Source organism: Hymenobacter ruber (assembly GCF_054783255.1).
This window is the reverse complement of sequence record NZ_BAAGQX010000004.1, coordinates 1,241,052-1,254,981: the sequence shown is the minus strand read 5'-3', so window position 1 is coordinate 1,254,981 and position 13,930 is coordinate 1,241,052. Positions and strand designations below refer to the sequence as shown.

Genomic DNA, 13,930 nt, shown 5'->3' with positions numbered 1-13,930 from the left:
TCCACGCTACAACTACACCGCGCAGTCGGTTTCTTCGCCGCGCACGTCTACCAGGTGCACCGAGCTGTTGCCGCCCGCGCCGGGCCGCACCCGAATCTGGGTACCGATACGGTCCTTCAGGTCAGAGACGTGGGAAATGATGCCAATCATTTTGCCGGAATGCTGGAGGCGCTCCAGCGCATCAAGGGCCGTGTTCAGCGCCTCGGGGTCGAGGGTGCCGAAGCCTTCGTCGATAAACAATGACTCAATACGGGCCTTGTGGCCGGCCAGCTCGCTCAGGCCCAAGGCCAGCGCCAGGCTCACCAGGAAGCTTTCGCCGCCCGAGAGCGAGGCCATGGGGCGCACCGTATCGGCTTGGTCGTGGTCGATGATTTGCAGCTCCAGGTTGCGATTGGGCGTTTTGAGAATGGTGTAGCGGCCGGTGAGCTGGCGCAGGCGGAGGTTGGCCAGTCGGGCCAGGTGCGTGAGCGTGAGGCCCTGGGCAAACTGGCTGAACTTGTCGCCGCGAGCCGAGCCGATTTGCTCGCTGAGGTCCTGCCAGCGCTGCTCTTCCTGCTGGCGCAGTAGCAACTCCTGCAAGCCGGCAGCCTGCTGAATCCGGGCGTCGTCGTCCAGCTTCAGCTGGTTGCCCACGGCTCCAAGTTTCTGCTGCAGAATGTCATCGGCAGCCGAAAGGGTGTTGAGCTGGGCCGTGAGCTCGGGGGCCGAGTGCGGCGTGAGGCCCGCTTCGGCGTGGTGGCTGAGCTCGGTGGTGAGGTCGGTGAGGCGGCGGGCAGCGGCGGCCCGGTTGGTCAGGTGCTCCTGCCGAAGCTGCTGGAGGCGCTGGGCTTCGGCGGCTGGCAGCAACAACGCGCGCGCCTCGGCGGCGCTGGCGAGGCTGGCAGCGGCGAGGGCCGCGGTTAGCTCGGCCTGGCGCTGGGCAAAGGCGGCGCGGTGCGTTACCAGTTGCGTTTGCAGGTCGTCGCGGCGGTTCTGTTGGATTTCGAGCGCTTTCTGTTGTTCAGCCAGCTGATTTTGACTGATTTGCTGGGCGTTGGCTAGCCGCAGGGTGGCCTGACGCAGCAACTCCGCTTCGGCGGCAGGGTCGGGACCGGCATAAGAAGCTTGCCGCGCCTGCTGCTGCTGCTGAAGCGCCTCTTGGTCGGCCGCGAGAACAGCAGCAGCGGTGGCAAGCTGTGCCTCCCGCTGCTGCAAAGCCTGCAGATGGGCATTGCGCTGGCTGGTTTTTTCCAGCAGTTGCTTTCCCAGTTCGCTGAGCGTCGTCACTTGGGCTTCGTAGTGGTCGGCCCGCTCCCGTAGCGTGGCCAGCAGGCCGTCGTAGGGCGGCTGGGCGGGCAATGGCAGCTTGTGTGGCTGGAGGAAATCCCGAATCGAGCTTTGGAAAATTTCAGCCTGTTCCTGCCAATGCACCAGCTCATCGGCCAGCTTGGCCAGGTCGGTTTCAATGGTCGCTTCCCGGTCCACAAGGCGCGGAATCTCACGTTGCGCGGCGGTGATAGCCTCGCCGGCCTGCAGGTATTTTTCGCGCAGCTCGGCCAGCTTTTCATCCAGCACAGCCAGCCGGCGGCGGGCGGCCACCGCAGCTTTCTGCTCTTCGTCAGCGACTTCCAGCAGCGCACGCACGGCGGCGGGGTCAGCCGGCTGGGCGGGCACGGGCACCAGCGCCGCGGCCATTTCAGCCGCTTGCTGCCGGGCAGTTTCGGCGGCGGCAGCGGCATTCTCCCGCAGCTGCTGGCGCTGGCGTTGCTCGGTTTGGTGGCGGGTGAGGGCTGTGGTGGCCTGGCGCAACTCCTCATCGAGCGAGGCCAGGGCCTGTTCCTGCTGGGTCACGCGTAGTTCCTGGGCATCGGCTTCGGCCGTAAAATCGGGGGCGAAGGCGTGCTCCAACGCGCCGCACAGCGGGCAGGGCTGGCCGGCCTCCAGGTGCTGGCGGTGGGCGTTGAGGTCGGCCAGGGCCTGCTGGGTACGGAGCTCGCGGCGGTAGCTATCGAGCAGCTTCTGGCCGTCGACCCGATGTGTTTCGAGGTGAGCAGCGGCAGTTTCGGCGGTAGTTAGGGCTGGGGCTTGCTGGTCGATTTCAGCGGCCAGGGCATCGGCGCGGGTCTGGTGCTCGTGGGCCGCTTCGGCTTTGGGCAGCAGCTGTTGCAGGGCTTGCCGGTGGGCAGTAAGGTCGTCGGCGCGCTGGACGAGGGCGGCGGCCGTGGTGCCGGCTAGCAGGGCGTCGCGCTCGGTGCGGCAGGGCTGGCCTTCGTCCTTGATGGCCTGCTGGCGGGCCTGAGCCTCGGTTTCGAGGCCGCGCTGGCGGCGTAGGTCGGTGGCGGTTTGGTCCTGGGCTTTGCGCAGCTCAGTGCGGCTGGCTTCGCGGGTGGCTATTTCTTTCTGCGCACCTTGCAGGTCGATGATTTCGCGGTCCAGTGCCAGCACCTGGTTTTTCAGGTCGATTTCGGCACTGTGCTCAATGAGCCAGCGGTCCAGGGCCTCGTTGCGGGTTTGCAGGGCTTCAATGGCCAGCGTCTCGCGGCTCAGGTCGGCTTCAGCCTGGTCGTAGGCTTTCCGGTTTACGTCGTGGGCTTCGCGCTTTAAGTTGAGTTGATGTAAAGCAGCGACAATTTCGGCATCCTGCTGCTGCGCCTTGCTGAGCAGGGGGCGCAAGCGGTTTTCGTCGGCCAGCGCGGTGGCGTGGGCGACAGTAGCAACGGTGTGGGCAGTGGCAGCAGCATCAGCGGCCAGGCGCAGGCGGGGTAAAGATTCGGCCAGTTCCCGCAGCTGCGCTTCGTCGCTGGCAACCTCCTTTTCGGCGGCTGCGGCCAACTCCAGCGGCGTATCCACCGCAGCGGCGCGGGCGTGGCCGTCCAACCGGGCAAACTCAGGTTGCAGGGTTTCGTCGTCGCGGCGTAGCCGTTCCGTTTCGCGGGCTGTGTCGCTTAGCTGGCGGTCAAGCTGGTCGAGAATGGTGCGCCAGGTCAGGCACACAGTCAGTTCCTGCTGCTCGAGATGGTGCCATTCGGCCTGCTGGTGCAGCACATCAAGCTGGGCTTCCAATTCAGCCCGCTCCTCGTCGGTCAGCAGCCGGGTGGCATCAAGCTTGGCGCGCAGCAATTTGGTTTTCAGCTCCTCTTCCTTGGCCTTCTCAAACGCCGCCACGCTCAGCCGCGAGTAGATGCCCACGTTGGTCATCTTTTCCAGCAGGGCGCTCCGCTCCTTTTCGGGCGCGTGCAGGAAGCGCGCAAATTTGCCCTGGCTCAAGAGTACCGACTGCTCAAACTGCCCAAAATCCAGCCCCGACAACTCCCCCACCCGCTTCGGCACCGCCTCCTTGCCGCTGATGACGGCCACATTGGAAGGGCTCATTACCAGCGTCATGGCATCGGCATTCAGCGCGCCCTTGTCTTCGCCGCGCACCTTGCGCTTCACTTCCCAGCGCGAGCGGTAGCGCACGCGGTCCACCACGCCGGTGTCGGGGTTGGTTTCGTGCACTTCAAATTCTACCTCCGAAAAAGCGTCTTTGGCGTGGCGGCTCACCATCTCGCCCACCTGGCGGTCGTGGCGCGGCACGCGGCCGTAGAGGCCCACGGCAATGGCGTCAAGCAACGTGCTTTTGCCCGCGCCGGTGGGCCCGGTGATGGCAAAAAGCCCCGTGTCCGCCAAGGGCGTTTCATCAAAGCGAATCAGAAACGGGCCGGGCAGCGAGTTAAGGTTAGCGAAACGGACGCTGATAATTTTCATGCGGATAGTTTTCCCATCAATACATCCCGAAGGTACAGCCGGGCAGCAGCGCGCGGCGTATTGCGCGCTACTGTCCGCCCCAGGCCAGCGGGTCGGCTTCGGCCAGCAGCTGGCGCAGCTCGCCGAAGGTGGCGGCCAGGGCGGCAGCCCGCTCGGGCGGCAGGCTGGCCACGCGGCGGCTAAACACTTCGTCCACGGTTAATTCATGCAGCAGGGCCAGCGGCATCGTGCTTTCGGCCAGGTCCGCAACCTCAGTGGCGCGCTGGTGGCGCACGCCGCGCGGGGCCAGCACCTGGGCCTTTTGCAGCTGCAATACGGCCTGCACGCGACGCTGCACCTCGGCGGGCGTTTCGTCGGAGCGCACCAGCACATCGGCCCAGGCCACCAGTGGGAAAGCCGAATTATCAAAAGCCAGAATGTCGGCTTCCACCTCTTCCAGCGTGCCGTGGAAGCGCTGCAAGCGCCGCGCTACCGGCACGGGCAGGCTGGTGATGGCCGGCGCGCCGGCCCCACTAAACTCGAGCAGCAGCACCTGCTGTCGGTCGTCGGCTTCGGTGAAGGATAGCGGCACCGGCGAGCCCGAGTAGCGGATGTGCGCCCGCCCGCCCACCAGCTGCGGGCGGTGCAGGTGGCCCAGCGCCACGTAGTCGAACGCAGCCGGGAAATGCTCGGCCCCAATCAGGCCTAGGCCACCAATGTGCACGTCGCGCTCGGCCCCTTCGCGGGCTTCGCCGCCGGCCGCGTAGAGGTGGCCGGTGGCCAGCACGGGCACGTCGTGCTCGCGCTGGCGCACTACGGATTCGTGGTCGGCCAGGGCGGCGTAGTGGCCGGCAATACTCTGGCGGATGCGGAGTTGGCGGTCGTCGGGGGTTTCGCCGGCCACGGCCAGGCGGATGTCGCGGTCGCGCAGGAAAGGCACGGCGCACACCACCAGCCCCGGCCGGCCATCGGCGGCGTTGAGGTGCAGGATTTGCTCGGTCGCATCGGTGGGCACGCCGCCCACTACGTGGATGCGCAGCTGCCGCAATAGCCGCCGCGAAGCATTGAGCATGGTGGGCGAATCGTGGTTGCCGCCCACCACCACAATGTCGCGGCAGCCGGTGGCCTGCATCTTCACCAGGAAAGTGTAATACAACTCCTGTGCCGTGTAGGACGGCGTTTGGGTATCGAAAATATCGCCGGCTATTACCAGCACCTCAATGGCCTGGGCCTGCACCGTCAGCAGCAGCCAGTCGAGAAAAGCCTGTTGCTCGGTGGTGCGCTCCTGGCCGGTGAGGAAGTGCTGGCCGAGGTGCCAGTCGGCGGTGTGAAGGACGCGCATTTGGAAAAGTTGCGGTAGTTGAGAAAGGCGAAGAACTGCTGCAACGAAAATCGAAGCAGAAAATTCACCCACAAAGGTCGGCCAAAGTCCACAGACGGATTTGGCTTTCCGGCTGGCCTGTTCAATAAAACCAGCCAAAGCCATGATGCCCTGGACTTACAACCGCTCAAAGGCGCACCCCGTTATTCTCAACGAATATCCGGGTGGCGGGGCACTCATCCCGCTTTCATGAAGTTGGTATTAAAATGCACCGCCAATTCGTTGGTCTGCGCTTCACCCTTTTCCATCTTCTATGAAACATTCGCCACTGGCCCAGGCCGGTATTCCCATTGCCCCTTCCCTCGATTCTACCCTGGCCGATGACGGCGTGCGGCCCCGCGTGGCCCCCGACAAGCAGCGTCTGGTGCGCATTTCGGCCCTGGCCGTGCTGGTGGCCGTGGTCATCAGCTTCGTGGCCCGCCTGCTGGTGTATCTCATCAACCTCGTCACCAACCTGGTTTTCCACGGCACGGCCTCGGTAGAATACCACAGCCCGGCCGATAACCACCTCGGCCTCTGGGTTATTCTCATGCCTGCGCTGGGCGGTTTGTTGGTGAGCCTGATGGCCATTTATGGTTCGAAAGCCATTCGCGGCCACGGCATCCCGGAAGCCATGGAGCAGATTCTCACCAACCAGAGCCGCATCAAGCCTTCCATTATGTACCTGAAGCCGTTGTCGGCGGCTATTTCCATTGGTACGGGCGGGCCGTTTGGGGCCGAGGGGCCGATTATTGCCACCGGCGGGGCGCTGGGCTCCACGCTGGGCCAGCTCATCAAAATCACCCACCACGAGCGCAAGGTGCTACTAGCAGCGGGCGCGACGGCGGGCATGTCGGCCATTTTCGGCACGCCCATCGCAGCGGTTTTCCTGGCCATCGAGCTGCTGCTGTTTGAGTTTTCGCCGCGCTCGCTGCTGCCGGTGGCGCTGGCCTGCATCACGGGGGCGGCGGGGCACCACTTGCTGTTTGAGCAAGGCCCGACGTTTCCCATGCCCGCGCTGCTGGCCCCCAGCAATGGTGCGCTGGCTACCTATAGCGCCATTGGCCTGCTGATTGGACTGGCCTCGGTGGGCATCACCAAAATCGTGTATTTCATTGAGGACCTGTTCGAAGAACTGCCCATTCACTGGGCGTGGTGGCCGGCGCTGGGCGGACTGGCCGTGGGCGGCATCGGCTACTTTGCGCCGCGCACCATGGGCGTGGGCTATGAGAACATCACCGCCGTGTTGTCCGGCAATGCGCCCCTGAGTTTGCTGCTGACACTGTGCTTATTGAAGTTTGCTTCGTGGGCCATTTCACTGGGCAGCGGCACGTCGGGCGGCACGCTGGCGCCGCTGCTCACTATTGGCGGGGCCACGGGCGCGCTGCTGGGCGTGGCCATCCGGCACTTCTTTCCGGCCTCGGATATCGTCATTCCGCTGGCGGCGCTGGTGGGCATGGCTGCCATGTTTGCAGGCGCGTCGCGGGCGCTGCTCACGTCCATCGTGTTTGCGGTGGAGGGTACGGGCCAGGCGCAGGCGTTGCTGCCGCTGCTGGGTGCCTGCACCGGCGCTTACCTGGTGTCGTTTCTGCTGATGGGCAATACCATTATGACCGAAAAAATTGCCCGCCGCGGCGTGAAAACGCCCGTCGACTACGAGCCCGACCTGCTCGACAAAGTGAACGTGGGCCGCGTACTGCAAAACGGCATGCTGGCCATCAGCACCGACAATACCATTGCCGAAGTGCGCACTTGGACCGAGCGCGAGGCCGAACACACCGGCCCGCACTTAGTGGTGGTGAACCCCGACGGCGCTTTCGCCGGCATTGTGAGCACGGTGGCCCTGGCCGGCTGGCACGCCGACGAAAACGCGCCCATTAGCGCCCTGCTCCAGCCCCGCTCCTCCACCCTGCTGGCCACCGATACCCTACGCACCGCCGTGGAGCGCATGGCCCGCGAAAACGTGGATGTGCTGCCCGTGCTCGGCAGCAAGGCGCAAGTGAGCGGCGTGATTTCCTACCGCGACATCCTGACGGCCTACAAAAACCGCCTCGACGACGACGGCAACATGGCTTCCAACATTTCGCTCAAACGCAAAAGCCTGCGCGTGCTGCTGCGCGGCCAGGCCATGTTCCAGAAGCAGAAATCGGAGATTGAGTAAGCCGCTTGAAATTGGCTGATTCATCGAAAAGCCTCCCGCACCATGCGGGAGGCTTTTTAATTGTCTTGATTAATCAGGTTCACCACCAGCGTTATCATCGTGGTTTTGTCCTCTGGTTTGCTTTCGGCAATGAGCAACGTGAGGGCCACTAGTGCATTGTCGGCCAGTCGGCGCGTGCCGTCGGGGTGGTACAGGCAGTAGTTGCGGTCCAGAAACCAGACGAACAGGAAGGCCGCGATGCGCTTATTACCATCCGAAAACGAGTGGTTCTTCACCACAAAATACAGCAAATTAGCCGCTTTTTCCTCCACGCTCGGGTACAAGTCCTCGCCGCCGAAACTCTGATAAATAGAGCGTACTGAGCTTTGGAATGAAGCATCCTTTTCCCGTCCAAACAGAGCGCTGCCCCCAAACTGCGTGCGCAGGCTGTCCACCGCCTCCAGCCCAGCTTCGTAAGTTAGTTCGAAGGGCTCTTCGATAGCCGTGCCACGCACCCGCAGGCGTTGGTGGTCGTACTGGTCGAGTACGTCAAGTGCGCGGGCGTAGTCGCCTAGCACCCGTAGCAGGGCGTCCGACTGGTCCGAAGTCAACTCCTGATTCGCGGCTACTTCGCCTTGCAGTTGCACCAGTCGCTTGAGGTCGGCCAATTGGCGGGCGCTTTCACGCAGGCGCTTTTCATTCAGCGCATAGCCCTGCACAAGATATTGGCGCAGGATGTTGGTGGCCCACTGGCGGAAGTGCGTGCCGCGCAAGGACTTCACGCGGTAGCCTACCGAGATGATGACATCCAGATTATAGTGCTTGACGCGGTAGCTTTTTCCATCGGCGGCAGTTGTCAAGGATTCCTTGACAACTGAATCTTCCGCTAACTCAGCCTCACGGAACAAATTCCGAATGTGTAGGCTAACATTCTGTTTGGTTGTATCAAACAATTCAATCATCTGCGCCTGCGTTAGCCAAACCGTTTCGTGGTCCAACTGCACTTCCAATTGTGTTTGGCCATCAGAAGCTTGGTAGAGCAGAACATTATCGGTAGAATTCATAGGGGTCGGGATTACAAGAACAAGATAGTAGGATAAAATCCTGCCCAAACGAAAGAGGCCCGACTGAATCAGCCGGGCCTCTCGGTTGCTTGAGCTTCTAAAATGCTACAGGTGAATCACCTCGCCATAAGCCGCCGCGGCAGCTTCCATAATGGCTTCCGACATGGTGGGGTGCGGGTGCACAGCCTTTATGATTTCCATGCCAGTGGTTTCCAGCTTGCGGGCCACCACTACCTCGGCAATCATCTCGGTCACGTTCATGCCAATCATGTGGGCACCGAGCCACTCGCCGTACTTCTTGTCGAAAATGACTTTCACGAAGCCGTCTTTGGCACCAGCGGCGCTGGCTTTGCCCGAGGCCGAGAAGGGGAACTTGCCCACCAGCACGTCGTAGCCTTTGGCTTTGGCTTCGGCTTCGGTGTAGCCCACGCTGGCGATTTCGGGCGAGGCGTAGGTGCAGCCGGGGATGTTCTGGTAGTTGAGGGGCTCGGGGTGGTGGCCGGCAATTTTCTCAACGCAGATGATGCCTTCGGCCGAGGCGACGTGGGCCAGCGCGGGGCCGGGCACGATGTCGCCAATGGCGTAGATGCCGGGCACGTTGGTCTGGTAGAAGTCGTCCACCAGCACGCGGCCGCGCTCTACTTTGATGCCCAGCTCTTCGATGCCGATGTTTTCGAGGTTGGTGGTTACGCCCACGGCGCTCAGCACCACGTCGCACTCAATCACCTGCTCGCCTTTGGCGGTTTTGATGGTCACTTTGCAGCCTTCGCCGCTGGTGTCCACTTTGGTTACTTCGGCGCTGGTGAGCACGTTCACGCCGATTTTGCGGAACGACTTCTCCATCTGGCGCGACACTTCCTCGTCCTCCACGGGCACGATGCGGGGCAGAAACTCCACCACCGTCACCTCCGAACCCATGGTGCGGTAAAAGTAGGCAAACTCGACGCCGATGGCGCCCGAACCTACCACCACGAGGCGCTTGGGCAGTTGCTCCATGCTCATGGCCTTGCGGTAGCCGATGATTTTCTTGTTGTCAACCGGCATGGTGGGCAGCTCGCGCGAGCGGGCGCCGGTGGCCAGGATGATGGATTTGGCTTCCACCATTTCCTTGCTGCCGTCGGCTTTGGTTACCTCCACTTTGCCGGGGGCCACCACTTTGCCGGTGCCCATCACGGCTTCAATTTTATTTTTTTTGAACAGGAAGTTGATGCCCTTGCTCATGCCGTCGGCCACGCCCCGGCTGCGCGAAATCACAGCGCCGAAGTCGTAGCCAATGCCTTCGGCCTTCAGGCCATAGTCGGCGGCGTGGTTGAGGTACTCGAACACCTGCGCGCTTTTGAGCAGGGCTTTGGTGGGAATGCAGCCCCAGTTGAGGCAAATGCCACCCAGCGACTCGCGCTCGATAACGCCCACTTTCAAACCCAACTGCGACGCCCGAATGGCGGCTACGTACCCGCCGGGGCCGCTGCCGACCACGACCAAATCAAATTGCAATGCCATAGAATGCTGCGAAAGAAAAAAGAAAACCGGGCCCGGCTGGGGGGCCCACCCATTACGAGCCGTAAAGATAGCCGCCGCGCCGCGTCGGGATTGTAGTGGCCGCCGGGTTATCTTGCCAACAAGATTTTGGCGCGCTCTGTGCTGGCAGCCAATTTTTCAATTTTCCCGTATAAGGCCCGGCTCCGGCGCAACTTGCCGTGGCCACACATTTTCTGCAATTCCATGAAACCACATTTTCGCGCTCCTATGGCGGCCCTCGGGTTGCTCGCTTTTCTCACCAACTGCGCCACCACCGTTACTGAAAAAGAGAAATCGGGCAACACCAGCCAGCTTTTGAACATGCCGCCCGTATCCGACGCGCGCCGCCCTGACTCGACCGGTGCGGCTACTTCGGCCCCCGACGCCCGGACCACCGGCGAAGCCAACGGCATTGCCGCCACGCCCGCCACCGCCGTGGCTTCGGATGCCGCCTCGGCTGCCGCGCTGGCCGCCGACCGGCCCGACCCGAATGCGCTGTCGGCCTCGGCGGCCTCGGCCGAGCGGGAGAAAGAGAAGAAAATGACGGCCCTCGACTACCGCAATATGCTGGCCAATGCCGACGCCATTCTGAAAGTAGACCCCAAAAATTCGGCGGCTTACCTGCAACGCGCCAAGGCCAAAAGTTACCTCAAGAACTACGCGGAGGCCTTGCCCGACTACGCCACGGCCATCAAGTACCAGCGCAACAACCCCGACGCCTACTACAACCGCGGCGTGAACCGCCTGATGATGAAGCAGTACAAAGCGGCTTCGACCGACTTCTCGGGCGCCATCAAGTACCGGGCCGATGACAAGGAATCGTACTTCGGCCGGGGCGTGGCCAAGATGCAGATGTACCAATACAAGCCCGCCGTGGCCGATTTTACCAAAGCCATCCAGCTCGATTCGACCTACGCCGATGCCTGGGAATACCGCGGCATCAGCTACTCGTCGTTCGATAAATTATCCGAAGCCCGTCGCGACTTGGAACGCGCCACCAAGCTGAACCCTGAGGCCGCCAAGAGCCTGCGCCGCTACGTGGGCAACGACGAGGGCAAAGCGCCCATCAAGCCCGCCCCGGTAGCCAAGCCCGGCACCGGCTACCACCCCAAGCCCGGCCAGCACTAGGCCGTAGCTTGGACTCTGCGAGTCCGAGCCGCGAGCAGAGCGAGCATCCGGAACCGGACGAATCCCCTGACGCGCGATGCTCGCTCTGCTCGCGCTCGGACTCGCAGAGTCCAAGCTACTTCCCGCCGAAAAATAGCTTGAAGTAGAAACTCGGCTGGCGCAGCCGCTCGCGCAGGTCCAAATCCATGAACATCATGGATAGGGTTTCGGCCAGCGTGGGGTTGTTCACGGCGCGGTTGGCCACAATGTTGAAGAGGCTGGGGAAGTTGAGCAGGCGCTGCATTACGCGGCTCAGGCGCAACTCCTGGCCGAGACGGTTGTACACGGCCTTGTCGTAGTTTTTGAGGAAATCGGGGCTAAAATCGGATTTTTTCACGGCCTCCACGGCCCAGATGGCGGCGTGGCGGCCGCTCACCATGGCGTGCGAAATGCCCTCGCCCGAGAATGGGTCGATGAGCGAGCCGGCATCGCCGAGCAGGAAATACCCCGCCCCCGACAGCGCCCGCCGCTTCGAGCCCAGCGGTAGGCCGAAGCCTTTGACGGAACCCAGCCGCGTGGCCCCGGCGAAGCGCGGGGCCAGCGTGGGGTGCGTGGCCAGAATCTCGTCGAGGCGCTGGCGCAGGTTGATTTTTTTATCGGCTACGGTTTTGGAGAGCATGCCCACGCCTACGTTGGCCTGGCCGTTGGGCAGCGGGAATACCCAGAGGTAGCCGGGCAGAAAGTCCTTGATGAAGTGCAGCTCGATGAAATTATCGGGGCTGAGGCCACTTACGCCGTCGTAGTAGGTGCGGAGGCCGGCGCAATGGTGGTCGGGCTCCAGGGCGTGGCCGGCCACTTTGCGGGCGAACTCGGACTGGGCACCGTTGGCGACGAGGAGCAGGCGGCAGGTGGCGATTTCCTGGCCAGCTTTGTCGAAGAGCTGCCAGCCGGTGGGGGTGCGCTCGGTGCGGGCCACGTCTACGTTTTCGCGGAAGTCGATTTCGGGCCGCTGGCGCACTTCTTCGACCAGGAAATTATCGAAGTCGATACGCTTGGCCACGTGGCCGGCGGTGTGGTCGGTGGCCTTGTCGAACTTGGGCTTGAAGGGGATGCCGAGCTTGCGGCCGTTGGGCGCGATGAAGTCGATGCCCCAGCTTGGAATCTGGATGGGCGAGGCCGCGAGCTTGGCGTGCAAGCCGGGCGCGATGCGCTTCAACTCGTTGATGACCTTGCCGCTGAGGGCGTCGCCGCAGGTTTTATCGCGCGGGAAGGCGGCACGGTCCAGCAGCAGGCAGGGCTGGCCGGCGTTGGCGAGGTGCAGGGCCGCGGCGGCCCCGCCGGGGCCCGCGCCCAGAATGCAGATGTCGTGATGGGGCATAATGTAGGGCGAAGTTAGCCCGCTGCAGCGCGAACGTAGCGCGGACTTTGTAGTCCGCGAGACTTCTCTCGTCAGACCCATTTCCTAAACCACTCACTCGCGGACTACAAAGTCCGCGCTACTTACCTTCGCCCCATGACCAACACACTCACCGGAAAAGTGGCCCTCGTGACGGGCGCTTCCAAAGGAATTGGCCGCGCCATCGCGGCGCATTTTGCCCAGCTCGGCGCCGATGTCGCCTTCACGTATTTATCCTCGGTAGAGAAGGGCCAGGCCCTGGAAACCGAGCTTTCGGCCAACGGCACGAAGGTGAAAGGCTACCGCTCCGACGCCTCCGACTACGCCCAGGCCGAAAAGCTGATTGAAGACGTAGTGGCCGATTTCGGCAAGCTCGACATCCTCGTCAACAACGCCGGCATCACGCAGGACGGCCTACTGATGCGTATGAGCGAGCAGCAGTGGGACAACGTGCTCACCGTAAACCTCAAGTCGGTGTTTAATCTCACCAAAGCCGCCACCAAGCCCATGATGCGCGCCAAAAGCGGCTCCATTATCAATATGACCAGCGTGGTGGGCATCAAGGGCAATGCCGGGCAGGCCAACTATGCGGCCAGCAAAGCCGGCATTATCGGCTTCACCAAATCGGTGGCGCTGGAGCTGGGCTCGCGCAACATCCGTTGCAACGCAGTGGCCCCCGGCTTCATCGAAACCGAAATGACCGACGCCCTCGACCCCAAGCAGGTGGACGAGTGGCGCAAGGCCATCCCGCTCAAGCGCGGCGGCCGTCCGGAGGACGTGGCGAAGGCCACGGCGTTTCTGGCATCGGACGATTCAGCCTACATCACTGGCCAGGTGCTGCAAGTGGATGGGGGGATGCTGACGTAAGAAAAAGCAAAAGCCTTCAACGAGGGCCCGCGCGATTTCGGCCGCGTCAGCTTTTCCTAAGCATCGGAAAAGCTGACGCGGCCGAAATCGCGCGGGCCCTCGTTGTTTTCGTGCACTGTGGCCGTTGTGTCGTTGCAAGAATAGCTTGATTCGCTTCTGCTTTTCAGAAACCAATCATGCCGGGCTGGGTCGTACGCAAACTCGCTGACGTACTCCGTTTTATCGCAGGCCCCGAATAATTGCGTCACCTTAAAACCCTGGTCATAGGCCTCAAAACTTTGAAACGGGTCGCCTACGCCGGCACCGCCGCAGTCGGTGCAGCCTACCAAATTCTTGCTGACAGCTGCCACCCGGAACCCGGCGGCTCCGGCATTGAGGACAATGAATACTTTTCGGCCATAATTAACATCTTCGGCGAGTTTTTCGATGGGACGTCTCGAACGGGTCAATACCAAGTAATCCCATTGCCCATCGCCATTGAGGTCTCCTTCTGAATAATCTTCGAACTCGACCGTGGAATCAGCTTTTGCGAGTACGGCTATTACGCGTAAGGAATCAGCGCGTTCCCGTGCCAAAAAAGCGGCAGCTGAGATTGGTTTGGGCGGTATCGACGGGCGAGCAGTTGTAGCTGGAGCAGCACTTGCATCGGCTCTCAGGGCTGAAGGGGCAACAGCATTTATCTTCTTATTAGCTTGCTCGCAGGCAGCAGCGGTAACAAGCAGACAAATGCAAACCAGAGTAGTATTACGCATGCGTCGCAATTGGCTAAATTT

General features: G+C 62.3%; 9 protein-coding genes. 3 read left to right on the top strand and 6 right to left on the bottom strand.

Annotated elements, in window-relative coordinates:
• Positions 1-12: 12 nt before the first annotated feature.
• Positions 13-3,726 (bottom strand): AAA family ATPase, encoded by a 3,714-nt coding sequence (locus ACYVM5_RS15915; RefSeq protein WP_460619096.1) that lies wholly within the window; start codon positions 3,724-3,726, stop codon positions 13-15.
• A gap of 67 nt (positions 3,727-3,793) precedes the next feature.
• The gene (gene sbcD / locus ACYVM5_RS15910) at positions 3,794-5,047 is read right to left on the bottom strand and encodes an exonuclease subunit SbcD (protein WP_460619095.1); all 1,254 of its coding nucleotides are present in this window, start codon (positions 5,045-5,047) and stop codon (positions 3,794-3,796) included.
• A 292-nt stretch (positions 5,048-5,339) separates the two neighbouring features.
• Between sbcD and ACYVM5_RS15905 the strand changes: the two genes are divergently transcribed.
• Positions 5,340-7,226, top strand: a complete 1,887-nt coding sequence (locus tag ACYVM5_RS15905; RefSeq protein ID WP_460619094.1) for a chloride channel protein — start codon at positions 5,340-5,342, stop codon at positions 7,224-7,226.
• A 56-nt stretch (positions 7,227-7,282) separates the two neighbouring features.
• On the opposite strand, the gene rhuM is transcribed toward ACYVM5_RS15905, so the two are convergent.
• Entirely contained in the window at positions 7,283-8,167 is an 885-nt protein-coding gene (gene rhuM / locus ACYVM5_RS15900) for a RhuM family protein (RefSeq protein WP_460620192.1), read from the bottom strand.
• Between the two features lie 207 nt (positions 8,168-8,374).
• Positions 8,375-9,769, bottom strand: coding sequence for a dihydrolipoyl dehydrogenase (gene lpdA / locus ACYVM5_RS15895; protein ID WP_460619093.1), 1,395 nt, complete (start codon positions 9,767-9,769; stop codon positions 8,375-8,377).
• Between the two features lie 222 nt (positions 9,770-9,991).
• Here lpdA and ACYVM5_RS15890 point away from each other — a divergent pair, with 222 nt between their 5' ends.
• A complete protein-coding gene (locus tag ACYVM5_RS15890; RefSeq protein ID WP_460619092.1) occupies positions 9,992-10,915 on the top strand; it encodes a tetratricopeptide repeat protein in 924 nt (307 codons plus the stop codon).
• 115 nt (positions 10,916-11,030) lie between these two features.
• Here the strand turns inward: ACYVM5_RS15890 and ACYVM5_RS15885 are convergent, their stop codons facing one another.
• Positions 11,031-12,272 carry an NAD(P)/FAD-dependent oxidoreductase gene (locus ACYVM5_RS15885; protein ID WP_460619091.1) on the bottom strand — a complete coding sequence of 414 codons (1,242 nt, stop codon included), beginning with the start codon at positions 12,270-12,272 and terminating at the stop codon, positions 11,031-11,033.
• A gap of 135 nt (positions 12,273-12,407) precedes the next feature.
• Here ACYVM5_RS15885 and fabG point away from each other — a divergent pair, with 135 nt between their 5' ends.
• Positions 12,408-13,157, top strand: coding sequence for a beta-ketoacyl-ACP reductase (fabG, locus tag ACYVM5_RS15880; RefSeq protein WP_460619090.1), 750 nt, complete (start codon positions 12,408-12,410; stop codon positions 13,155-13,157).
• A 56-nt stretch (positions 13,158-13,213) separates the two neighbouring features.
• Here the strand turns inward: fabG and ACYVM5_RS15875 are convergent, their stop codons facing one another.
• On the bottom strand, positions 13,214-13,909 hold the full coding sequence (locus tag ACYVM5_RS15875) for a hypothetical protein (protein ID WP_460619089.1): 696 nt from the start codon (positions 13,907-13,909) through the stop codon (positions 13,214-13,216).
• Positions 13,910-13,930: the final 21 nt, after the last annotated feature.

Excerpts from the sequence above, each read along its gene's own strand:
- lpdA (WP_460619093.1), bottom strand. The coding sequence starts at position 9,769 with ATGGCATTGCAATTTGATTTGGTCGTGGTCGGCAGCGGCCCCGGCGGG.
- fabG (WP_460619090.1), top strand. The coding sequence starts at position 12,408 with ATGACCAACACACTCACCGGAAAAGTGGCCCTCGTGACGGGCGCTTCC.
- ACYVM5_RS15905 (WP_460619094.1), top strand. The coding sequence starts at position 5,340 with ATGAAACATTCGCCACTGGCCCAGGCCGGTATTCCCATTGCCCCTTCC.
- ACYVM5_RS15890 (WP_460619092.1), top strand. The coding sequence starts at position 9,992 with ATGAAACCACATTTTCGCGCTCCTATGGCGGCCCTCGGGTTGCTCGCT.
- rhuM (WP_460620192.1), bottom strand. The coding sequence starts at position 8,167 with ATGATTGAATTGTTTGATACAACCAAACAGAATGTTAGCCTACACATT.
- ACYVM5_RS15885 (WP_460619091.1), bottom strand. The coding sequence starts at position 12,272 with ATGCCCCATCACGACATCTGCATTCTGGGCGCGGGCCCCGGCGGGGCC.
- ACYVM5_RS15915 (WP_460619096.1), bottom strand. The coding sequence starts at position 3,726 with ATGAAAATTATCAGCGTCCGTTTCGCTAACCTTAACTCGCTGCCCGGC.
- sbcD (WP_460619095.1), bottom strand. The coding sequence starts at position 5,047 with ATGCGCGTCCTTCACACCGCCGACTGGCACCTCGGCCAGCACTTCCTC.
- ACYVM5_RS15875 (WP_460619089.1), bottom strand. The coding sequence starts at position 13,909 with ATGCGTAATACTACTCTGGTTTGCATTTGTCTGCTTGTTACCGCTGCT.